The 21,146-nt window shown below is 59.9% G+C and carries 21 protein-coding genes and 1 pseudogene; 12 read left to right on the top strand and 10 right to left on the bottom strand.

The genetic code is table 11. The annotated features are described in order from the left end of the window. Positions 1 to 264: 264 nt before the first annotated feature. Positions 265 to 1,692, bottom strand: a complete 1,428-nt coding sequence (gene boxB, locus EXR36_10815) for a benzoyl-CoA 2,3-epoxidase subunit BoxB (protein ID MSQ60108.1) — start codon at positions 1,690 to 1,692, stop codon at positions 265 to 267. Positions 1,693 to 1,815: 123 nt separating this feature from the next. Beyond that, positions 1,816 to 3,468, bottom strand: a complete 1,653-nt coding sequence (locus tag EXR36_10810; protein ID MSQ60107.1) for a benzoyl-CoA-dihydrodiol lyase — start codon at positions 3,466 to 3,468, stop codon at positions 1,816 to 1,818. 152 nt (positions 3,469 to 3,620) lie between these two features. On the opposite strand from EXR36_10810, the gene EXR36_10805 reads away from it, so the two are divergent. The 5 genes from EXR36_10805 (at position 3,621) to EXR36_10785 (ending at position 8,947) form a co-directional block, all read left to right on the top strand. Further along, entirely contained in the window at positions 3,621 to 4,280 is a 660-nt protein-coding gene (locus tag EXR36_10805) for a hypothetical protein (protein MSQ60106.1), read from the top strand. 68 nt (positions 4,281 to 4,348) lie between these two features. After that, a complete protein-coding gene (locus EXR36_10800; protein MSQ60105.1) occupies positions 4,349 to 5,944 on the top strand; it encodes a benzoate-CoA ligase family protein in 1,596 nt (531 codons plus the stop codon). Positions 5,945 to 5,959: 15 nt separating this feature from the next. Continuing rightward, complete coding sequence (locus tag EXR36_10795) at positions 5,960 to 7,276, top strand: lysophospholipase (protein ID MSQ60104.1); 1,317 nt, start codon at positions 5,960 to 5,962, stop codon at positions 7,274 to 7,276. Positions 7,277 to 7,293: 17 nt separating this feature from the next. After that, entirely contained in the window at positions 7,294 to 8,403 is a 1,110-nt protein-coding gene (locus EXR36_10790; GenBank protein MSQ60103.1) for a mandelate racemase, read from the top strand. Positions 8,404 to 8,419: 16 nt separating this feature from the next. After that, a complete protein-coding gene (locus EXR36_10785) occupies positions 8,420 to 8,947 on the top strand; it encodes a lipocalin-like domain-containing protein (GenBank protein ID MSQ60102.1) in 528 nt (175 codons plus the stop codon). 9 nt (positions 8,948 to 8,956) lie between these two features. Here EXR36_10785 and EXR36_10780 read toward each other — a convergent pair whose 3' ends face one another. Continuing rightward, positions 8,957 to 9,628, bottom strand: coding sequence for a DUF1353 domain-containing protein (locus EXR36_10780; protein ID MSQ60101.1), 672 nt, complete (start codon positions 9,626 to 9,628; stop codon positions 8,957 to 8,959). A gap of 132 nt (positions 9,629 to 9,760) precedes the next feature. Here EXR36_10780 and EXR36_10775 point away from each other — a divergent pair, with 132 nt between their 5' ends. The 3 genes from EXR36_10775 to EXR36_10765 are packed head-to-tail and all read left to right on the top strand — an operon-like array spanning position 9,761 to position 11,961. Further along, on the top strand, positions 9,761 to 10,525 hold the full coding sequence (locus EXR36_10775; GenBank protein ID MSQ60100.1) for an alpha/beta hydrolase: 765 nt from the start codon (positions 9,761 to 9,763) through the stop codon (positions 10,523 to 10,525). Then, the gene (locus tag EXR36_10770; GenBank protein ID MSQ60099.1) at positions 10,522 to 11,106 is read left to right on the top strand and encodes a DNA-3-methyladenine glycosylase I; all 585 of its coding nucleotides are present in this window, start codon (positions 10,522 to 10,524) and stop codon (positions 11,104 to 11,106) included. Before EXR36_10775 ends, EXR36_10770 begins: the two co-directional genes overlap by 4 nt. A 12-nt stretch (positions 11,107 to 11,118) precedes the next feature. Then, positions 11,119 to 11,961: a D-hexose-6-phosphate mutarotase gene (locus EXR36_10765; protein MSQ60098.1), complete on the top strand. Its 843-nt coding sequence runs from the start codon at positions 11,119 to 11,121 to the stop codon at positions 11,959 to 11,961. Positions 11,962 to 12,203: 242 nt separating this feature from the next. Here EXR36_10765 and EXR36_10760 read toward each other — a convergent pair whose 3' ends face one another. After that, a complete protein-coding gene (locus tag EXR36_10760; protein ID MSQ60097.1) occupies positions 12,204 to 12,992 on the bottom strand; it encodes a hypothetical protein in 789 nt (262 codons plus the stop codon). Positions 12,993 to 13,068: 76 nt separating this feature from the next. Here EXR36_10760 and EXR36_10755 point away from each other — a divergent pair, with 76 nt between their 5' ends. Next, positions 13,069 to 13,857: an alpha/beta hydrolase gene (locus EXR36_10755; protein ID MSQ60096.1), complete on the top strand. Its 789-nt coding sequence runs from the start codon at positions 13,069 to 13,071 to the stop codon at positions 13,855 to 13,857. 18 nt (positions 13,858 to 13,875) lie between these two features. Here the strand turns inward: EXR36_10755 and EXR36_10750 are convergent, their stop codons facing one another. Then, positions 13,876 to 14,382 carry a peroxiredoxin gene (locus tag EXR36_10750; GenBank protein MSQ60095.1) on the bottom strand — a complete coding sequence of 169 codons (507 nt, stop codon included), beginning with the start codon at positions 14,380 to 14,382 and terminating at the stop codon, positions 13,876 to 13,878. 68 nt (positions 14,383 to 14,450) lie between these two features. Here EXR36_10750 and greB point away from each other — a divergent pair, with 68 nt between their 5' ends. After that, positions 14,451 to 14,990 (top strand): transcription elongation factor GreB, encoded by a 540-nt coding sequence (greB, locus tag EXR36_10745; GenBank protein ID MSQ60094.1) that lies wholly within the window; start codon positions 14,451 to 14,453, stop codon positions 14,988 to 14,990. On the opposite strand, the gene EXR36_10740 is transcribed toward greB, so the two are convergent. From EXR36_10740 to EXR36_10720, 5 genes and pseudogenes are all read right to left on the bottom strand, one after another. Then, entirely contained in the window at positions 14,980 to 15,867 is an 888-nt protein-coding gene (locus tag EXR36_10740; GenBank protein ID MSQ60093.1) for a DUF4375 domain-containing protein, read from the bottom strand. The genes greB and EXR36_10740 overlap by 11 nt on opposite strands. A 19-nt stretch (positions 15,868 to 15,886) precedes the next feature. After that, positions 15,887 to 16,909, bottom strand: coding sequence for a histone deacetylase (locus EXR36_10735; GenBank protein MSQ60092.1), 1,023 nt, complete (start codon positions 16,907 to 16,909; stop codon positions 15,887 to 15,889). Further along, positions 16,909 to 17,610, bottom strand: coding sequence for a glutathione S-transferase family protein (locus EXR36_10730; protein ID MSQ60091.1), 702 nt, complete (start codon positions 17,608 to 17,610; stop codon positions 16,909 to 16,911). The genes EXR36_10735 and EXR36_10730 overlap by 1 nt, the downstream gene beginning before the upstream one ends. Positions 17,611 to 17,617: 7 nt before the next feature. After that, positions 17,618 to 17,821, bottom strand: a pseudogene (locus EXR36_10725) (thiol:disulfide oxidoreductase). A gap of 101 nt (positions 17,822 to 17,922) precedes the next feature. Continuing rightward, a complete protein-coding gene (locus EXR36_10720; protein MSQ60090.1) occupies positions 17,923 to 18,399 on the bottom strand; it encodes a hypothetical protein in 477 nt (158 codons plus the stop codon). Positions 18,400 to 18,575: 176 nt separating this feature from the next. Between EXR36_10720 and gorA the strand changes: the two genes are divergently transcribed. Both gorA and EXR36_10710 read left to right on the top strand, forming a co-directional pair. Further along, positions 18,576 to 20,015, top strand: coding sequence for a glutathione-disulfide reductase (gene gorA / locus EXR36_10715; GenBank protein ID MSQ60089.1), 1,440 nt, complete (start codon positions 18,576 to 18,578; stop codon positions 20,013 to 20,015). A gap of 162 nt (positions 20,016 to 20,177) precedes the next feature. Continuing rightward, positions 20,178 to 21,146, top strand: a 969-nt coding sequence (locus EXR36_10710; GenBank protein ID MSQ60088.1) for a divalent metal cation transporter, incomplete at its 3' end; no start/stop codon positions are given.

Below are 21,146 nucleotides of genomic sequence, written 5' to 3'. Positions count from 1 at the left end.
AATTTGCGTGATGCTGTGCTGGGATTTCATAAGGCTGGCAATCTGGTATCTTTCAATTTGGCTGAGGTGCTTGTAATTCATTGGGCAACTTCGACTTGCAGGTCAGGAAGCCTTGAATGCTAAACATCCTCAGACTCCTTCTTGCGGTTGGTCAACGTTGCACTTCGTACTTGAATCCGCCTTGAACTACTCTAGGGGTACGGCACTTTTTAAATAGATTTTCTCTGTGCCTCTGTGCCTCTGTGGTAAATAGCCTTTCGTCTGCTAACCAAACCGCACGTACTCGAAATCCACCGGCAAGTTGTTGATGCCACGCTCTGGTGGCGCGATCCAGTTGGCGAATTTTCCTGGCTCCACGACCCGGCCCATCATGGAGGCGACGTAGGCACGGTCCTCCGGCGTAGGTAACCATCGCCGCAGCATGCCCTCCCAAGCCGCGGCATCCATCACCTCGCCTTCCGGGCTCACTTTGAGGGATGAGGCCGAGCCAATTTGGCGGTTGAATGCCTTATGCGGAAGCTTTAGGCGGATGCCGATGCCGTGCTTTTCCATCACGCGGTTCCACCGCGCCACCCCGGCCTCGCAATCCTCGATGTAATCGTCCCGCAAGCGCTCGTTCAAGCTGTTGAGCGCCGGCACGTCATGCTCGGTAAGCCGGCCATCCCGCGCGGCTAGGATGCGGTAGTGCGCATCCTTCAATAAGTGATCGTCCTGGATCGACGCCTCGCCGAAGCGCCCCTTCAATCCCGTGGTGTAAAACATGGCCGCATTGGAAGAAAGGTCGGCGCCGAATAGATCCAGGGTCACGCTGTAATGAAAATTGATGTAGCGCTGCATGGCCGGCAGATCGATCGCGCCAAACGCGCGCACCTTACCGGGCTCGCTCACGCCGTGCCGTTTCATCAATTCGCAAGTGCGCTCCAGCACCCGCGTAATGCCCGTGATGCCCACGAACATGTGATGCGCCTCTTCCTTAAGCATGAACTTCGTGGTGCGCGCCAGAGGATCGAAGGCCGATTCCGTGAAGGCGGTAAGCTGGTACTTACCGTCGCGGTCGGTGAAGAAGGTGAACATGAAGAACGACAGCCAATCTGGCGTGCGCTCGTTGAAGGCGGCCAATATACGCGGGTTGTCGCGGTCGCCCGAATGGCGCTGCAGAAGCGCCTCGGCCTCCTCTCGGCCATCGCGCCCAAAATACGCGTGCAGCAAGTACACCATGGCCCACAGGTGGCGCCCCTCCTCGCAATTGATCTGGAAGATGTTGCGCAAATCGTAGAGCGAGGGACAAGTGACTCCTAAATGTCTCTGCTGCTCCACGGAAGCTGGTTCCGTGTCGCCTTGCGTGACTATGATACGACGCAGCGTGCTGCGATATTCTCCCGGCACTTCCTGCCACACGGGCTCGCCCTGGTGATCGCCGAAAAGAATGCGCCGGTCCTCTTGCTTGGGGTTCAGGAAAATACCCCAGCGGTACTCTGGCATCTTCACTTGGCCAAAGTGCGCCCAGCCGCTGGGTTCCACGCTCACCGCGGTGCGCAGATAGACCTCATGAGCCCGCGAATCCACCGGGCCCATCTCGGACCACCAATCCAGAAAACGCGGTTGCCAGTGCTCCAGCGCGCGTTGCAGAGTGCGGTTGCTGGACAGATCCACGTTGTTGGGGATGCGTTCGTTGTAGTCGATGGTTGTCATGATGTGTGCCCTAAAAAAAGCCTTTCACCACAGAGGCACAGAGGCACAGAGGCACTGAGACACAGAGAAAAGCAATCGGGGTTCCTCCGTGTCTCCGTGCCTCTGTGGTGAGATTTGTGTCGTTTAGACTCTTTCCCAGTTGAATTTCGCTTTCTTGCCCGTACCGAAAACTTTCAATGCACCGGCTTCGCCCACGGCATTGGGCCGGTTGAAGATCCAGTTTTGCCAGGCCGACAAGCGCGCGAAGATGCGGGTGTACATATTCTCCGAACGCGTGAAACGCAGATTCGCTTCCAGGCCCGTGAGCGCGTCGGGCGAGATGCTGGCGCGTTCTTCCAGCGCCAAGCGGATCTCGTCCTCCCAATCGATGTCGTCGGGTGTAACGCTGACCAAACCCAGATCCAAGGCTTGTTTCGCTCGCAAGGATTGCCCAATGAGTGCTCGTAGATTTTCGATTGTGCCAAGGTCGCCGTAAAAGCGGCTCGCCAAGCGTGCCTCGCCTTCCACGGTGAGGTAAGGCCCGAAGTTCATGGGCGACAATATCACGCAAGGCTCCTCTTCCGGTGCATTCGGGAATGCCATCATGTAAGTGCGGTCCGCGGCCCATAGCAACTCGGCCAAGGTGCCCGCGAAACAAGAATCCCGGTCCACCACGGCGAACATGCTGCGCGAGGACACCTCCAGGCGCGCGAACGTGCTGCGTAGCATGCCCAGCGTTTCCTTCACGAACCATTCGTGCTGCCGCGCTCGCAATACTTCGTCGTAAGCCAGCACGGCCGCGGGATTTCCCCGCGTCTTGAGTACCCACATACCAAGGTCCAACTCATTGGTGCGCAAACTCAAGATGGCGTCGTCCAATTCCCGCGCCATCTGCAGGGGCCACCAACGGCAACTCTCTGTGAAGGCACCCGCCTCCTCTGGCGCCGATACCGTGAGAGTGACACTGCGCGCGGCGCGATTCACCTCCGCACCGACGTATTCGTAGCGATAACCGCGCTCATCGAATTCGCGGGAGAGTGGATCAAGAACGATGCCTTTTTTGCCGCCGGAGCGCTCGCTCGTGCGCGCCAGCGCCGCCGCGCGTGCCACGACCAGCTCTGGAAACTGCGCGGGCTTCGCTATGGCATCCACCAGCCCCCACTGCAACGCACGCTCCGCGCGCACTCCTTCGCTGGTGGTGCAAAACATGTCCGCCAAGTCACGCCGTACTTTGCGTTTGTCCGTGAGCCGCGTCAGCCCCCCCGTGCCTGGCAACACGCCAAGCAAGGGCACTTCGGGCAAACTCACCGCGGACGAGCGGTCATCGATCATCAGAATTTCGTCGCAGGCCAACGCCACTTCGTAGCCACCACCCGCGGTATTGCCGTTGAGCGCGGCGATGAACTTCAATCCCGAATACCGGCTCGCGTCCTCGATGCCATTACGCGTCTCGTTGGTGAACTTGCAGAAGTTGACCTTCCACGCATGGCTCGACAAACCGAGCATGTAGATATTCGCTCCCGAACAGAACATGCGCTCCTTGGCGCTGGTGAGCACGACCACTTTGATTTCCGGGTGCTCGAAGCGAATACGTTGCAGCGCGTCGTACAGTTCGATATCCACGCCCAAGTCGTAGGAATTGAGTTTCAGCTTATATCCGGGCCGTAAGCCGCCGTCTTCATTCACGTCCATGGCAAGTGTCGCCACATCCCCCTCAAAATTCATGCGCCAGTGCCGGTACTGCCCGGGGTAGGTGCGGTAATCCACGATAGGATTGGAAGTTGAAGCGAGATCCATGGGAAGGTAATGTCGTGCGAGGGGTCGCATGGACGGTCTCGGGCTTGGGGCCGCCAAGCCGTAGGATAACTCGTATCCGGCACGAGACATTCAAGCCGCGTCACAACCCGGCGATAACAGAAGGTTGAAGAAACAACCTCCGCCATGACAGCATGAAGAAAAGCTATCTCGTTCTCGGTCTTCTGGCCCTGGTCATCGCCGCTACCATGGGGTACGTGAGATGGGACCGGCAGCAGACCAAGAAGATGCAAGACGCCGTGCTCGAGCGCGTGGGTAATGCCACGGCGGCCTTGAGCGTGGGACTGAAACCGGAGGCCGGTCCGGCCGCCCAATCGCAGGTCTTGAATGATGCCGCGCAGAGCGCGGACGCGGATCTTGCCGCGGTTCGGAGCATGCCCGCCGGCCGGATCCTGCTTCTGGGCGGGGCCGCCGCGGAGTATTTGGACACCACGCGTGAACTGCTAAAGCGGCGCGCCAAGATTCTGCTGCTCGGAAACGTGGTGGGCCATGGCATCCATCAATTTCGCGATCACATGCTCAACAAGCGCGGCGCCTCCAATTGGACCAGTGAAGCCGTGCGCCTGAAAAACGCCCTCGAAGAGAATTTTCGCGATTACCAGCGCACCATCGAAGCCCATACCAAACTCTCCGGCGGCATGGCCGGCGCTTACAAACGCTTCGACGGACTGGCGCCCGCCGGGAGATTAGTGTCGCTCACAGGCATCGCAGTGGTGCGAGACCAAGCGATCGCAATGGAAAAAGAGATGGCGGCGAACATGGAAGCCTTGCGGTACATGCTTGCGCCGCGCTAAAACAGTGCGCATACGCTCGCGGAGCACGCCATAATGCGCGCTTCCAGTATCAGGCCCCAAGGCCGACCATGGCAGCCCCCAGGCCCACCGAGCGCCGCGAGAGCGCCCCGCCCATCCCCCCGCGTACCTTTGCGCGCGAGTACAACGCCGCCCATGATTTAATCGAACGCAATTTGCTGGCGGGGCGGGCCGGGAAGACGGCCTATATCGACGACACGGGCCGCTACAGTTATGGGGACTTGGCCGAGCGCGCCAACCGCTGCGCCAACGCGCTTCTTGACCAAGGCCTGCGCCCGGAAGACCGCGTGCTATTGTGCCTGCTGGACAGCATCGACTTCCCCACGACCTTCCTCGGATGCATCAAGGCTGGCATCGTACCCATTGCCGCCAACACCCTTCTCACGCCTGGCGACTATGGCTATATGCTGAACGACAGCCGCGCCAAGGGGTTGATCGTGTCGGCGGCACTGCTGCCTCAATTCGAGGCGCGCTTAGGCTCGTTGCCGGTGGTCATCGTGTCGGGGGAATCTTCTTCGCCCCATGCGAGCTTGCATGACTTGCTCGCGCGCGCGCCCGCGGGTTTCGCCCCCGCTCCGACTCGGGCGGACGATATGTGTTTCTGGGCCTACTCATCGGGTTCCACGGGCATTCCCAAGGGCGTGGTGCACGCGCACAGCAGCTTGATTCAAACGGCGGAGCTCTACGCCAAACCTGTGATGGGTATTCGAGAAGACGATGTGGTGTTCTCCGCGGCGAAGCTCTTCTTCGCCTACGGCTTGGGGAATGCACTGACCTTCCCGTTGGCGGCTGGCGCCACCGCCGTGCTCATGGCCGAGCGGCCCACGCCGGCTGCCGTGGCGCAACGGCTCAAGCAACACCAACCCACCGTCTTTTACGGCGTTCCCACTTTGTTCGCCGCCATGCTGGCCAGCCCCGATTTGCCCAAGAGGAGCGAGGTGCGGCTGCGTATCGCAACCTCCGCTGGCGAGGCGCTACCGGCACAGATCGGACGCCGCTTCAGCGAGCACTTCGGTATCGATTTGCTGGACGGCATCGGCTCCACGGAAATGCTGCACGTGTTTCTCTCCAACCGGCCAGGAGACGTGCGTCACGGCACCACGGGGTTGCCCGTGCCAGGGTATGAACTGCGATTGGTGGATGACGCGGGCGACCCCGTACAGCGCGGGGAAACGGGGGAGCTACAGATCAAGGGCCCCACGCAGGCCATCTTCTATTGGAATAACCGGGAGCGCACTCAATCCACTTTTCTAGGGCCCTGGACACGCAGTGGCGACAAATTTTCGCAGGACGCGGACGGCTATTACGTCTACGCGGGCCGCAGCGACGATATGCTGAAGGTCGGTGGCATCTACGTATCGCCCACGGAAGTGGAATCCGCGTTGATATCCCATGCCTCGGTACTGGAGGCCGCTGTCGTCGGCAGCGCGGACGCCGATCGATTGGTGAAGCCCAAGGCATTCGTGGTGCTCAAGCCCGGCTTGACACCTTCCCCAACCTTGGCGCAGGAACTGAAGCAGCATGTGAAGGAGGCATTGGCGCCCTATAAATATCCGCGCTGGATCGAGTTCGTGACGGAGTTGCCAAAGACGGCGACCGGAAAAATTCAGCGCTTCAAACTGCGGGCGTTGGACCAACGCCCGTAGCGATAGGGGAATGACATGAGAATTCTCTTTGCATTTTGCTTGCTCGCTGCAAGCGCTGTCGATGCCGCTCAACCACCGGCGAAATGGGTCGTGAGCTGGGCGGCTTCCGTTCAAGGCCCCTACCCCTCCGGCAATCCGTCCGCGCAACCGGATTTGAAGCTGGCGTTTCCAGAGCCGGAACGCGGTGCGCGCGATCAATCCTTTCGCATGATCGTGAAGCCCGCCCTATGGGGACGAGAGACGCGAATACGATTCTCCAATGCGTTGGGCGCGAAGGACGTCACTATTGACGGCGTCTTCGTTGGTCTGCACCTGGGCAGTTCCGCTGTGGTGGCGGGCACGAGCCGCCAGCTCACTTTCGCGGGCAAGCACAGCGTCACGGTGGCACCCGGAGTTTCGGTCTGGAGCGACGCGGTGTCGTTGCCCTTCGCCAGCGATCCTGATAGCCCGCATCTCACGGGCCGCAAGCTAGCCATAAGCTTTCATGTAGGAGGAGAAAGCGGGCCCATCACTTGGCATGCGAAGGCGTTGCAAACCTCCTACGTGAGTTTTCCATGGTCTGGACCGGTAGGTCATGAAGAAGCGGAGTCTGCCTTCGCGCTTAGCACCACGTCGTGGTACTTCATCGACGCCCTCGACATGAAAGTGCCCGGCGATGCCTACGCCATCGTGGCTTTTGGCGATTCCATCACGGACGGGACCCTATCCACCTTGAATCGCGATGACCGCTGGCCGGACGTACTAGCGCGCCGGCTGCATGCGGTTCACGGTAATCGCATCGCCGTGGTGAACGCCGGCATCGGCGGCAACCAAATCGCGGGTCCCAAGGAATACTCGCCCGCCATCCCCTTTCCCGGCGGTCCCTCGGCCGCCGCGCGCCTGGAGCGCGACGTACTCTCGCTCTCGGGTGTGCAGAGCGTGATCTGGCTCGAAGGTATCAACGACTTCAGCAAGAGCGGCAATGCTCCAGTGGAACCGGTTCAGGCAGTGATGAGAGAAAGCGTGGCCCGAATGCGCGCACGCGGTGTACGAGTAATTGGCGCGACGCTGACTCCCGCGCTGGGCGCCACCAACCCCAATCACGGATTCGCCGAGCAAGACGACAAGCGCAGAGCCCTCAACGATTTCATCCGCAACTCAGGCCTGTTCGATGCCGTCGTGGATTTCGACGCCGTGATCACGAATCCCGCCACCGGCGCCATGAAACCGCAGTTGGTTCACAATACCACCACCGGCGGCGACGGGGATTGGTTGCACCCCAACCGCCTGGGATATCTGGCCATGGGCATGGCCATAGATTTGAATCTTATACGCGAGAATGTAGGCCAATAGTTCATGAAGGACCTTCCATGAAAATCACCGGCGTCACCCTAACGCTCTTCGCTTGGGACGACATCCCCGCCACCACCTATGGCGCCCACTCCGGCCGCTTCTCGGGCAGCAGTGCGCTGGGGCTCCTGCGCTTGATCACCGACCAAGGGATCGAAGGCCATGCATTCCTGGGCTCCGCCATGAACTCGGCGGCCGTCGACGCGCAAGGATTGCTCACCCATCTAAAGCCCGTGCTGATGGGCAAGAATCCGCTTGACCGGGAACGCCTGAATCAAGACCTGTGGAAGCGGCAACGCGCGGCCGGTGTGCGCACCATCGGTGCCGTGGATGTGGCGCTATGGGATATCGCGGGCAAGGCCTACGGCCAACCCATTCACCGGCTGCTGGGCACCTACAGGGAGAGCATTGGCGCGTATGCTTCTTCGGCCGTCCTGGCCTCTCCCGAAGCCTATGCCGAGGAAGCCCTCGCCTTCAAGGACGACGGATGGGCCGCATACAAGATCCACCCGCCCACCCAGTGGAAGACGGACATCAAAGTGTGCGAGGCGGTGCGCAAGGCGGTGGGCAATGACTACACCATCATGCTCGATTCCACTTGGAGCTACGATTTCCCGGCGGCCGTGCGCGTGGGCCGCGCCATCGAGGAGATGGGCTTTCACTGGTACGAAGATCCGCTCGCCGACCAGGATCTGTACAACTACGTGAAGCTCAAGCAGAAGCTGCACATCCCGGTGATGGCCACCGAGTACCCGATCGCCGGATTCGACAGCTACGCGCCCTGGATCATGTTGCAGGCCACGGACTATTTGCGGGGCGACGTGGCGGTGAAAGGCGGGATCACTACTTTGGTCAAGACCGCCCATCTGGCGGAAGCCTTCCGCATGAATTACGAAGTCCACCACGGCGGCAATTCGCTCAACAACGTGGCCAATCTGCATGTGATCATGGCCATCCGGAATACGGAGTTTTTTGAAGTGCTGCTACCGCATGGGGCGCAGAAGTACGGCCTGGTGGAAGATATCGCGGTTGGCCGCGATGGCTTGGTGCACGCGCCCACCGCCCCCGGTTTGGGCTACCCCATCGATTTCGATTTGATCGAACGCAAGAAGATTACCGTGCTGAAATGACCCCAAAAGGAAAGCCATGCCGTCCCCAATCCGCGCGCTCATTGTCCTTGGAACATTATGCGCTTCGGTGGTTTACACCGAAGTGCATGCCATGATGGAAGCCGATAAGTTCGTTGGCGCCTGGCGTTTGCTTTCCGCCGAGTTTCGCGCGGAGGATGGAACGCTCGCGGAATCTCCCTATGGCCCCGAGCCACAGGGGCTGTTGATGTACGACGCCCAAGGCAGCATGTCGGCGCAACTGGCGCACAAGGATCGCAAGCCCTTCGCGGTTTCCGACCGCATGAAGGGAACGCCGGAGGAGTTGAAAGCGGCCTTCGAAACCTACCAGGCCTACTACGGGCGCTACAAAGTAAACGAGCGCGAGCACGTTGTCATCCACACGGTGACGCAGGCCCTACTCCCCAACTGGGTGGCAACGGAACAACGCCGGCAATATCAATTCAAGGACGGCAAGTTGATTTTGCGCACACCGCCCATTGTCATCGGCGGGAAACGGCTTACGGGCGAACTGGTGTGGGAGAAGATCAGGCTTTACAAGGAATAGCCGCCGCCCTCAATTTCCGTCGCAGCTCTTTTTAACCCGGGTGGAGCCCGAGAATTCGTTGCACGCCGACTGCGTGAAGATGTGAGGTCCGGTGGAGCGAATGGCGGACTGTGCCCGCAAATCTATTTCTCTCAGAGAAGGGTCGGACTTTCGCACCCAATCCAGCAACTCCATCACCTTGCGTTCGTCCACCACTGGCCGCCATTCCAGGAATTTCGCGTCGCCGTGACAGCTACCGAAGCACTTCGTCCCAGGAACCTCCCAGCGCGATCCTTGCGCGGCCAGCACCATGTACATCACCTTCGCATCGGCCGGCGGCACGCCTTCGGTCACGCTCGCCTCGTAGAACATGCGCATGGCGTCTTCCCAGGGCTCAGTCATTCCGTGGGCAGCGGCGTCATAAACCACAGCCGCCTTGCGGAACGCGCCCTCGAATGGCTGTCCGACCATGGTACGAAACAAAGGCGGCATGCCCTTGCCGTCCAGCAGCTGCCCGCGTGGCGCGGTCCACACCTTGCCCCGGGCTTGCCGAAACTTGAAGTCCTCCACCAATCGCATGGTGACGACGAAGGGGTCATCCACCCACTCGACCACGACCTTGCCCTCGAATTCGCCGACTTCCGCGCCCCGCGCCGTGGTGAACATGGCAACCGTTACGAGCCAAAGCAACAGCTTTTTCATCTAACCTCTCCAATCACGAGTGTCTCACGAGGGGCGGCCTGCCTGCGCGCTCCCACCTTCGCATCGTACCAGCACACAGGCCGGTTTTCGGTGCCCCCGGCGGGGATCGAATAAAGTACTCTGTAGCCGAATATGGCCTTCGCAACCGTACAAACGCGGCGTATCGAGTACCAATGGTTTCGCCCAGGGCGGATCGAGCATCCTAACTCTATCGTCATGCTGCACGAGGGATTGGGCTCGCTTAGCCTTTGGAAGAAGTTTCCGGCCCAACTCGCCCATGCCACGGGCCGCGCCGTGCTCGCCTACTCGCGCCATGGGTACGGCAGTTCCAGCCCCCTGCGAGAGAAACGCCAGCCGCGTTATATGCACGACGAAGCCCTGGAAGCGTTGCCCGCGCTGCTCAAGGAACTGAAGATCGAGAATCCCGTGCTCTTCGGCCACAGCGACGGGGCCTCCATTGCCATCATCCATGCCGGGGCGCGGCGCTGGCCCGTGGCCGCGCTGGTATTGCTCGCTCCCCACGTATTCGTCGAAGATGTGGGAGTACGCAGTATCGAGCAGGTGCGAGAAGCCTATCTTTTCGGAGACCTCAAAAACCGCCTCGCCAAGCGCCACAACGACCCGGACTCCGCTTTTTGGGGCTGGAACGACATCTGGCTGGATGCGCGTTTTCGCGACTGGAACATCGAGGAATACCTACCCGCCATCGAGTCCCCCGTGCTCGCCGTGCGAGGCCACGACGACGAATACGGCACCATGGAGCAGATCCACGCGCTGGTGCGGGCCGTGGAACGCATCGAGGTGAAAAAACTCGCGAACTGCGGGCACTCCCCGCACCGCGACCAACCAGAGATCGTGCTGGCGGCCACCGCCGGTTTTCTGGAGCATTGCGCATGATCGCGCGCTGCGCCTGGTGCGGCGAAGATCCTTTGTACGTGCGCTATCACGATGAGGAGTGGGGGGTGCCGGTGCATGACGATCGCATTCTCTTCGAGTTTCTTATTCTCGAAGGCGCGCAGGCTGGGTTATCCTGGATCACGGTGTTGCGAAAACGCGAGCATTACCGCGAAGCCTTGGATGGCTTCGACCCAGAGCGAATCGCGCGCTACACCGACAAGAAACTGGAGCGCCTGCTGGAGAATCCCGGACTGATTCGCAATCGCTTGAAGATCGCGTCCGTGCGAACGAACGCGCGCGCCTTCCTGGAGATCCGCGAGACCAATGGCAGCTTCGAACGCTATCTCTGGCGGCATGTGGGGGGCAAGTCCATACAGAACGCGCGCAATAACATGGGAGAAGTCCCCGCGAAGAGCCCGGAATCCGATGCGCTATCCAAAGATCTATTGCGCCACGGCTTCAAGTTCGTGGGTTCCACCATTGTCCATGCTTACATGCAGGCCGTGGGTCTGGTAAACGATCACACGGTCAATTGCTTCCGCCACGCCGTACTATCCCGGGAAACTCCCCTGGGCCGATAGGATTCTCGCGCCATGCACGAAACTACCGATTTCAATGGACTTCCCGCCCTCAAGCTCACCGCATCCGGGGGCGCCGCGGCCGTCATCGCTTTGCACGGTGCGCACATCGTGTCATGGGTACCAGAGCAGGGCGGCGAACGGCTCTATTTGAGCGAACGGTCCAGCTTTACGCCCGGCAAGCCCATTCGCGGCGGCATACCCTTGGTGTTTCCGCAGTTCTCCACCTTCGGCGCGCTCCCGCGCCACGGCTTCGCGCGCAACATGCGATGGCAATTGGAGAAGGTGCATGAGCATGGCGAATTTTCAGGGGCCACCTTGTTTCTGGCGGATACGCCGGAGACCCGCCAGATCTGGCCCTTCGCCTTCCGCGCCGAACTCACCCTTTCCATCTCGGCCAATCAGTTGGACGTGGAGTTAGCGGTGGAAAACTCCAGAGCACAGCCCTTCTCCTTCACCGCCGCGCTGCATACTTATCTGCGGGTGGAGCACGTCGAAAGCACCCAGGTCTTGGGGTTGCACGGTTGCACCTACCGCGATCAGGCTGCTGGCGGCGGCAAGCGCACCGAAGGCAAGGAGGCGGTCAATTTCGAAGATGAGGTGGATCGCATCTACCTCTCGGCCCCCCATAACGTGATGCTGCGCGAGCCCAATCGCAGCATGAACATACTCTCCACTAACTTTCCCGATCTCGTGTTGTGGAATCCCTGGGTGGAAAAATGCGCTCTGATCCCCGACATGACAGCGGACGGATTCAAGCGGATGGTCTGCATTGAAGCCGCCCTGGTGGAACATCCCCTCAAACTCGATGCGGGCCGGCATTGGTGGGGCCGGCAGTCGCTAGTGGCCATTCGGTAGTGTCGAATTTCTTTACACGGGAACGCTATAGTCCATGGACAGTTACTATAAATTATAGACTTGCATTCGTGGATCGAGAATTGCTTAGAGCCTGCTTGCTGGAACAACTAGGAAAAACCTAGAACACGGGGACCTGAATGCCGAGTTCGTTTGTAACCTTCATCGTTCGCTTACTGGTGGCAACTAGTGTGTTGCTGCTTGCCAGCGCCTTATTGGGCATGCCGCCAACAATCTAGCTTCCCTCAAATCATCTGCATCGCCACCGTGCCCAACCCTTCGAAAACGGCGGTGACATGCTGGCCCTTCGCGGTGGCTTGAACGCCGGTGAGCGACCCTGTGCTCACGACTTCGCCTCGCCGCAATCCGCCGGAGCACCAGCCACGATAATTCGCAAGCCAGAGTAAGGCCTCGATAGGATTTCCCATGGCCTTCGCGCCCGTCCCGTGCGCGACGGACACATCATCGATCCATAGTTCGGCTTTTAGCGAGGCCAACTCCAATGCCCGCCACGCATGCAGCGGCGCGCCGCACACCAAGCGTCCCGCGAAACCTTGGTCCGCTACCATGCCCAAGGCCCCTAACGGATGCCCATCCACCAACCGGCTCTCGGGAATCTCGATACCGGGAAGGACTGCTTCTACCGCGTCCATGATTTCTTCCGCGGTGTAAGGGGCGGATCGCGGCGGTATGTCGCGCCCCAGGAGAAATACGATTTCCGCTTCCACCACTGGACGTAGCAGTTCGTCCCATGGAACCGAGGCACCATTCGGGTAGATCATGCCTTGGGGAATTTGCCCGCAGAAGGGGCGTTCCAGCCCGCGCTTTACCGCCAGCGCGGTGTCCATCGCGCCCACCTTCCAGCCTCCCATGGGCTGCTCAAAACCACGCGCCATGGCTTCGCAGATGGCTTCCGCATCGCTCTGGTTGGCCGGTGCGAGTTCGGCAGGCCAACCTGCCAGACGGATGCCCTGCGCTCGCGCGTCCAGCAAGCGTTGCGCACCACGTTGTACTTGCTCTTCGGTTAGTGCCATGGCTTTATATCGTAGGGTTGCGCTGGGTGGAAGCCAGTTGTAGCCTCCTCTCCCCGGCTTTCATGTTCCTCGCATTATGAATCTCTACATCCGTGACCGCCCCGCCTACGTGTACACAGGCACCCGCCCTCTCATCAAGGGCCAGCGCACGGTAATGTTCATTCACGGCGCCTCGAACGATCACAGCGTGTGGGCATTGCAGAGCCGCTATTTCGCCTATCACGGATGGAATGTGCTGGCCCCCGACCTTCCCGGCCATGGCAAATCGGCGGAACCCTTGCTCGGCACCATCGAAGACATGGCGGACTGGTGCGGCGCCATGCTCCGGCAAGCGCACGTGGAGACCGCGGCCGTTGTGGGCCACAGCATGGGCTCGCTCATCGCGCTGGAACTCGCGGCAGGCCATCCACGGGAAGTAAGCAAATTGGTGCTGGTTGGGACGGCTTTTCCCATGAAGGTATCCGATGTACTGCTTGGCGCCGCTAAAGCGGAAGATCATGCCGCGCTGGATATGATCACAGTCTGGAGTCACAGCAACGCGGGCCAGACCGGCGGTAACCGCGCACCGGGGCAATGGATGATGGGCGCCGGCATGCGCTTGCTTGAGAGAAACGCCAAGCCTTTGCATAACGACTTCACGGCCTGCAATGACTACACCGGGGCCAACGAGAGCGCGGCCAAGGTCGCCTGCCCCGCACTGGTAATATCCGGCAACCGCGACTTGATGACGCCCGCGAAGGCCGCAAGCGGCCTCGCGGGTAAACTCGCCAATGCGCAGGTCCGTCTGGTTGGCGGTGCCGGCCACGATCTCATGGCCGAGCAACCTGACCAGTTGCTGGACGAACTGATTCGGTTTCTGGCCTAACTTAGCGTGGCCAATATCCTACCTCGCTTGTTCCAACAATTTCTCCGCCGTGCTCACTTCAAACTTGCCGGGCTCTTCCAGGTTGAAAGTCTTCACGACGCCATCCGCCACCAGCATCGAGTAACGCTGGGAGCGAACACCCAATCCGCGCGCGGTCAGATCGAACTCGAGGCCAAGGGCCCTGGTGTAGGCACCATTACCATCGGCCAGCATGCGAACCTTTCCCTTGGTTTTTTGGTCCTTTCCCCAGGCACCCATCACGAAAGCATCGTTGACCGACAGACACCAGATTTCACCGACCTTGGCCGCCTTGAACTTGTCCGCTAGATTTATGAAGCCGGGCAGGTGTTTTCCGGAGCAAGTGGGCGTGAAGGCACCGGGCAACGCAAATAAAGCGATGGTTTTACCGCGCGCTATCTTGTCAACCTCGAAGGCATTGGGGCCAAGGGTGCAACCTGGCGTTTCCTCTTCGATGAACTCCCATAGCGTTCCGGCGGGAAGACGGTCTCCAACTTTGATGGCCATGATATTTTCCTTGTAAGCGAATTCGAGAGAAAATTGTACAGCTCAATGCTTTGCTCTGACCCACACCGATGATGAACGATCGCGCCGACTCCGAAGAGGAACAGGCCGCGCCTCCCATCCCCGCGGGCGCCAAGAATTACATCACGCCGAAAGGTTATGAACGCCTCAAGGAAGAGGCGCTGCAATTGATCGGCAAGGAACGCCCGGAAGTGGTCAAGATCGTGAGCTGGGCGGCCTCCAACGGGGATCGCTCCGAGAACGGCGATTACATCTACGGCAAGCGCCGGCTGCGCGAAATCGACCGGCGCATCCGCTTTCTCACCAAACGCCTTGAGCACGCGGAAGTCGTGGACCCCACGCGTCGCGAGGATACCGGCCAGATATTCTTCGGCGCCACGGTGACCCTATGCGCGCAGAGCGGCGAGGAGCACACCTATAGCATCGTCGGGATCGATGAAGCGGATGCCACGCGCGGGCGCGTGAGTTGGATCTCGCCCCTGGCACGCACCCTCACAAAGAAGCGCGAGGGAGATTCCTTTGTCTTGCGCACACCAGGGGGCGAGCAAACGCTGGAGATCGTGAGCGTGGAATACAAGGCTATCGACTAGAACCTATTTCGATTTTCTCCGGGCGCTCTTCAATCCAGCGAAACAGTTGTTCGGCGATCGCTTCATCGTTGCTGTAGTAGAGCGCATCGCACTCGGCCAGGCGCCGCCTGACCGCCGGATCGTTGGCCGCATTCGCCATGATCTCCGGTGCGAGCGCCGCGCCCGTTCCGAGAGCGCTGGTGGCATCTCGCGTGATCATTGCGGCCTTGGGGCAATCGATCGCTTCCAGCGCAGGGGCAATCATGGGCACGAATTCATTGGAGGCGTTGGCGAAGAACTGGCTGTACCCGCCGTTGTTCACCTCCCGCTCCAACGCCTCGATGGCCAAGATAAAACTTTCTTCGCGTGAGATGTCCCGCGCGGCTCGCTTTTTTTGAACCGCCTCTTCGAATGCCAGGACGAGAGAATCGATGCGGTGGGTTGCTTGCAAGGACAGCAATTCGCGCGTGCTCTGGCCGTCGTACCGATCGAGAAATTGCGCGCCCCGCGCAAGATGCGACACAGTGCCTCTTTCGCGCGAATCTTGGGCTGCCATGCTCTGTCTCAGGCGTATTCCAAGCAGGCTTCCGCCCAGGAAAAGCAGTGCGTAGACCGCCGTGAAACCCACCCCCAAGAGCGCTAGCGGCCCCATGGCAAGAAAGATCAGAGCGTACGCGAACTGCCCCAGGATCACACCCATGTATTGGCTCCACAAAGGCCGCCCCGCCAACAGGCCTGACACCACGCCCGCAACCGGGAGGGCGAAAAGGTAATACGCGGCATCGTCCCAGGGCTCGGCCTTCCCCGCGATGGCGGGCGCGAGCGCCCAGATGAGCGCGCCAAAAAAAGCCGCCAAAGCGGCCACGGCCCACGGCGGAGTCTTGGTATCGAATCGCACTTTGGATCTGTGTCGAGAACTACGCGGCTGCCAGACGCCTTACATGGGCGGTCGTGGCACTCGCCAAACCCTTCAAGTTATATCCGCCCTCGAGAGCGGAAACGATGCGCCCGCCGGCGTACTTGCGCGCGATGCCTGTGAGCACGTCGGTCATGGCGGCATAATCCTTGTCCGCCAACTGAAATTGCCCGAGCGGATCGCCGGCGCGCGAATCGAATCCGGCCGAAATGAGCACAAGTTCCGGTTTGAAGTGCGCGGCGGCGGGAACCAAGTCTTCCTTGTAAGCGCCCAGAATTTCCTCCCGGCCCGCACCAGCGGGGAACGGGCGGTTAATGATCTGCCCCTTGGCCTCTCCCTCCCCTATTTCATCGATGCCACCGGTTCCCGGATACCACGGATCCATATGCGTATCGAAAAACATCACGGACTTGTCACGCCAAAATATATCTTGGGTGCCGTTACCGTGATGCACATCCCAATCCGCGATGAGCACGCGTTGCACGCCGTATTTCTTCCGCGCGTAGCGCGCGGCGACGGCTACGTTGTTGAACAAACAAAATCCCATGCCACGCTCCGCCGATGCGTGGTGCCCCGGCGGGCGCACAGCACAAAACGCATTCTTCGCATCGCCCGCCATCACCGCATCCACCGCCGATATCAAACATCCCACGGCCGCGAGCGCGGCCTCCAACGATCCTGATGACAGGGCTACGTCGCCCGCGGAAAGTTGCGGCGCGCCTTGCTGGATTTCGCTTTTTACTCGCTCGAAGTAGGACTTCGAATGTACGAGCTGCACTTCCTCCTCGTCCGCGATCTTCCCCTTCGCCAGGGTAATGCCCCCCTCTCTCTCCAGCACACCCATGGCCTTGAGCACGGCGTCCGTGCGTCCGGAATGCTCCGGGTGCCCTTCGCCGGCGATATGTTTGGCGCAGGAAGGATGATGGAATACGGTGGTGATGGGGCTTGGCTTCGCCCGTGCGAGCCCGACTAGCAGGGTACTGGCGAGGGCCGCGCCTCCTTCCAGAAAAGCCCGCCTACGCATCATTGCGCCGGTGCGGTATTACGCTGGGCTTTTAGGGCCAATCCATCGTGGAGGCCTAGCATCTTCTCGCGCCACACCCACACTGGATCGCTTTCTTCCAGCACCTCAAAGTTTGAAGTGCAGCGCGCCCACATGAAAGTGCCGAATACGATGTGGTCGGCATGGCCGGGCGCGGTGCCGCTAAGGAACGTTTGCGAGGTGAGCGTTGCGCGTAACGGATCGATGGCCTGGCTGAACCGCACACGAGTTTCCTCGCGGTTGGCCTCGATCTCCTCCAAGGTCTTGCCGAAACGCTTTTCGCGGGATACCCGGAAGTAATCCTTGTCCTTCTCGTGCAACCCCAACCAGACGTCCTTCAACACCATGCTCGAGATGAGTGGATGTAGCGCGCGTTCGCTCCAAAATTTGATGAACAACGCTTGGGATTTCGCCTGCGTCCCCTCGAACAAAGGCATCCGCGGATAGCGGGCGTCAAGGTATTCGGCGATTTTCCAGGAATCGGACACGATACGATCGTCATCCACCAGCAAGGGAACCGTGCCTTCGTTAGGCGTTGGGAGTTGCGCCTTATCGGCGAAACGCCATGGCACGGTATCCAAAGCCAAGCCCTTGTGCGCGCAGGCAAGGCGCACGCGCCAGCAATAGGGACTGAAGCGGTGGCGCTCATGGGCGCCGGCCAAGTCGAACATCTTGAGCGCCATGATAGGGCTAGGCCCTTACGGTAGCCGCACTCTGGCCAATTTTCTTGGCCTCGTCATCCATTACAGGCACGCTGCTGACAGCCTTGCCTTTTTCGTAGGCACGCACCACGGCGGGACGCTTGCCGGTGGATTCAAACCGACGCTTCACGTTTGGAAAATCCTCGAGGTTCTGCTGCTGCCTCTGGTGCGGCACGATCCACGGATAACTCGCACTGGGCATGGGCCAATAATGCAGATCGATCATTCTAGCGGCCAGATAGGGGCGGACGAGCCATTCTAGCGGCTCGCGGCCGGCTCCGCCGGCCTACCTATTTACTCGGTGACGCGGTTGCTACTGGCCTCCAGCCGCCGGACAGGCGGACCGCCCTCCTCGTGTCCGCAAAGCAATTCCCAGCGCAATACGGGAATTCTCTCGGAGGCGCGCTGCTGGGAAAGATAACGGTTTTGCACTTCGTAGGCTTCGCCCTCGGAAGCCGAGCGCGCATGGCAAGCACTCTCAAGATGATAGAAGCGCCCGCTCGAATGCTGGGCATGGTGCACCAACTCGTGCAGCAAAATGGATTGATGATAGAGATTGGATTTGAGATTGAAACTCTCGTCCACGACGATGCCAAACTCGGGATGATAGAAAGCGCGGATTTGGCATGGCCCCGTGCAAATCATTTGTTCGATTTCCGCACGGGGAAGTTGCCGCACTTCGGGGAGTATCTCAGGGGCGGGATAACCGGTGATCGCCTGCACGGCGGCGTAGAGTTGGATCACGAGATCCGTAAGCCAGGACTTGTCCATATTGGCACTCCAAGAGGTGAGACTTCCCCCTCCAAGGAAGCACGCTAATAAAGAGTAACGGAGCAAGACCCAATAGCTGAAGGTCTTTCTCCGGATCGTCGCGCCGTTCACGACTCCAAAAATAACGATTCTCGCGAGCGCGGAGAATTGTCAATCACAAGCCGTTACTATCCTGCATGGAAGGCGCTGCATTGCCCGCGCAAGGCTGCATCGTTTGGTCGAATTACTTCGGGAGAAATTACGTGACACGGCGGTATGATCTCATAAGCATAGGCGGCGGCAGCGGTGGCGTGGCGGTATCCAATCGCGCGGGCAGTTATGGCAAGAAATGCTTGCTAGCCGAACGCGCGCGTCTGGGTGGTACTTGCGTCAACGTGGGATGCGTTCCCAAGAAGGTCATGTGGAACGGCGCGCAGCTCGCACACGCCTTGGAGGATGCGAGCGATTATGGATTTCAACTGGGGCCGCACGGCTTTTCCTGGGAACATCTCAAGCGCGAGCGCGACCAGCATGTGCTCGATCTCAATAATCATTACGCCAAGTACCTTGCCTCGAACAAGGTCGAGGTGCTGCGTGGTGATGCGCGTTTCATCGGACCCAAGACCATCGAGGCTGGTGGCGAGCGGTTCAGCGCGGACCATATCGTCATCGCCACCGGGGGCCGCCCGCTGGTACCCAATATCCCAGGCGCGCATCTGGGAATCGCCTCCGACGGCTTCTTCGATCTCGCCACCCAACCCAAGAAAGTGGCGGTCGTGGGCGGTGGCTACATTGCCGCCGAGTTCGCCGGTGTGTTTCGCGCGCTCGGTTCCGAGGTCATCGCGTATTTGAGAAGAGACCAATTGCTCATGAGTTTCGATGCGATGTTGCGGGACACTCTCATGGCTCAAATGAAAAGCGACGGCGTGCACTTCGTTACCAATGCGAAAATAGAACAACTCTCACGCACGGGTCTTGGAAAGATCGCTATTCTCTGTAACGGGCACAGTGGCATTGAAGAGTTCGACAGCGTGATCTGGGCCATTGGGCGAGAACCTTGTACCGCCGAACTCAATTTAGCGGCCACGGGCCTGGCCACGGATGCCCAGGGATTTCTACCAACGAACGAATACCAGGAAACTGCGGTCCCAGGTATCTACGCCATCGGCGACGTGACGGGCCGCGCCGCGCTGACACCCGTCGCCATCGCTGCGGGAAGACGTTTAGCCGACCGCCTATTCAACAACATGGCGGGGCGGCGTTTGGACTACGACAACATCGCCACGGTGATCTTCAGCCACCCTCCCATCGGCACCGTGGGGCTTACCGAAGCCCAAGCCCTCGCCAAATATGGAGCAGACGAAGTCAAGGTGTATGAGGCGCGCTTCACGCCCATGTACCACGCCTTCACCCAGCGCAAGGCCAAGAACGCCATGAAGCTTGTGGTGGCGGGCGAACAAGAGAAGGTCGTGGGGTTGCACGTGATCGGTCCTGGCGCCGACGAGATGACCCAGGGTTTTGCCGTCGCAATAAAGATGGGAGCCACCAAGCGCGACTTCGATGACACCGTGGCCATTCATCCCACGGTGGCGGAGGAATTTGTGACGATGCGCGGGCCACGGCCGGCGCAGTCTTGATGCCCTAGCCCATTGCATATCCAAGAAAATTAATCCACCACCGGTGTAAATCGAAAACCGCGCACTTGGCCTTTGCCCGGACCCGCGAGTGAATTGGTGTAGCCTTTCACCCCGCGTTTCGCAAGAAGACGCCACAAATAAATCCACCGGAAGGAGACTGAAATGACAACCACGCTGGCCCAGGCACACCTGGACCCGTACGCCTTGGACCCCAAGGACATCAAGGAACCGCCCACGAAATTTAGCGAGATCATTCGCTACACGGGACCAGGCATCGTCCTCTCGGCATCCATCGTGGGTTCGGGCGAACTGATCCTCACCACCACCCTCGGTGCGAAGGTGGGGTACACCTTAATGTGGCTCATCATTTTGAGCTGTCTCATCAAATCCGTGGTGCAGGCATTTCTCGGCCGCTACACTATCGGCATGGGGGAAACTGGATTGGCCGCCGTCAACAGAATTCCAGGCCCGCGCTTCAAGGTGAATTGGGTGGTCTGGGCTTGGGCCGCCATGGTATTCATGACTTTGTTTCAGGTGTGCGGCATGCTGATCGGCGTGTCGCAAGCCATGAACCAGGCGGTCAGCGGCGTTTCGGTGACGGTGTGGGTGCTCGTCTTCTTCGTTCTCACTATCGTGCTTCTGCTGGGTGGCGCCTATCACCGCATCGAGAAGCTCGCCATGGTGAAAGTCGGGGTCTTCACCGCGATAACGCTCATGTCCGCCGTGTTGTTGATCATGTCTCCAGGCTTCACCGTCGCGGAACTCGCCCAGGGCTTCACCTTTCAGATGCCATCGGATGGGCTGGCCATGGCCGTCGCCGTATTCGGCATCACGGGCGTGGGTGCCACGGAACTCTATATCTATACCTACTGGTGCGTGGAGAAAGGCTACGCCCGTTACACGGGACCGAGGGATGGGTCGCAGGCCTGGGCGCGCCGTGCCAATGGCTGGATCAAGGTCATGAATGTGGACGTGATCGGCTCCATGATCATCTACACCATCGCCACCGTTGCCTTCTATTTGCTGGGCGCGGGCATTCTCAACAAGATGGGATTGGTGCCGGCGGGCAAGGAGATGATCTCCACTCTCACCCATATCTACACGCAGACCTTTGGCGAGTGGGCGAAGTGG

The organism is Betaproteobacteria bacterium (genome assembly GCA_009693245.1).
Classification (GTDB): domain Bacteria; phylum Pseudomonadota; class Gammaproteobacteria; order Burkholderiales; family SHXO01; genus SHXO01.
The sequence above is the reverse complement of the archived record's forward strand: the minus strand, read 5'-3'. Positions and strand labels throughout refer to the sequence as shown.

Bases quoted from the DNA above. Each gene is read 5' to 3' on its own strand.
- boxB (MSQ60108.1), bottom strand. From the start codon at position 1,692: ATGACAACCATCGACTACAACGAACGCATCCCCAACAACGTGGATCTG.
- EXR36_10810 (MSQ60107.1), bottom strand. From the start codon at position 3,468: ATGGATCTCGCTTCAACTTCCAATCCTATCGTGGATTACCGCACCTAC.
- EXR36_10805 (MSQ60106.1), top strand. From the start codon at position 3,621: ATGAAGAAAAGCTATCTCGTTCTCGGTCTTCTGGCCCTGGTCATCGCC.
- EXR36_10800 (MSQ60105.1), top strand. From the start codon at position 4,349: ATGGCAGCCCCCAGGCCCACCGAGCGCCGCGAGAGCGCCCCGCCCATC.
- EXR36_10795 (MSQ60104.1), top strand. From the start codon at position 5,960: ATGAGAATTCTCTTTGCATTTTGCTTGCTCGCTGCAAGCGCTGTCGAT.
- EXR36_10790 (MSQ60103.1), top strand. From the start codon at position 7,294: ATGAAAATCACCGGCGTCACCCTAACGCTCTTCGCTTGGGACGACATC.
- EXR36_10785 (MSQ60102.1), top strand. From the start codon at position 8,420: ATGCCGTCCCCAATCCGCGCGCTCATTGTCCTTGGAACATTATGCGCT.
- EXR36_10780 (MSQ60101.1), bottom strand. From the start codon at position 9,628: ATGAAAAAGCTGTTGCTTTGGCTCGTAACGGTTGCCATGTTCACCACG.
- EXR36_10775 (MSQ60100.1), top strand. From the start codon at position 9,761: ATGGCCTTCGCAACCGTACAAACGCGGCGTATCGAGTACCAATGGTTT.
- EXR36_10770 (MSQ60099.1), top strand. From the start codon at position 10,522: ATGATCGCGCGCTGCGCCTGGTGCGGCGAAGATCCTTTGTACGTGCGC.
- EXR36_10765 (MSQ60098.1), top strand. From the start codon at position 11,119: ATGCACGAAACTACCGATTTCAATGGACTTCCCGCCCTCAAGCTCACC.
- EXR36_10760 (MSQ60097.1), bottom strand. From the start codon at position 12,992: ATGGCACTAACCGAAGAGCAAGTACAACGTGGTGCGCAACGCTTGCTG.
- EXR36_10755 (MSQ60096.1), top strand. From the start codon at position 13,069: ATGAATCTCTACATCCGTGACCGCCCCGCCTACGTGTACACAGGCACC.
- EXR36_10750 (MSQ60095.1), bottom strand. From the start codon at position 14,382: ATGGCCATCAAAGTTGGAGACCGTCTTCCCGCCGGAACGCTATGGGAG.
- greB (MSQ60094.1), top strand. From the start codon at position 14,451: ATGATGAACGATCGCGCCGACTCCGAAGAGGAACAGGCCGCGCCTCCC.
- EXR36_10735 (MSQ60092.1), bottom strand. From the start codon at position 16,909: ATGCGTAGGCGGGCTTTTCTGGAAGGAGGCGCGGCCCTCGCCAGTACC.
- EXR36_10730 (MSQ60091.1), bottom strand. From the start codon at position 17,610: ATGGCGCTCAAGATGTTCGACTTGGCCGGCGCCCATGAGCGCCACCGC.
- EXR36_10720 (MSQ60090.1), bottom strand. From the start codon at position 18,399: ATGGACAAGTCCTGGCTTACGGATCTCGTGATCCAACTCTACGCCGCC.
- gorA (MSQ60089.1), top strand. From the start codon at position 18,576: ATGGAAGGCGCTGCATTGCCCGCGCAAGGCTGCATCGTTTGGTCGAAT.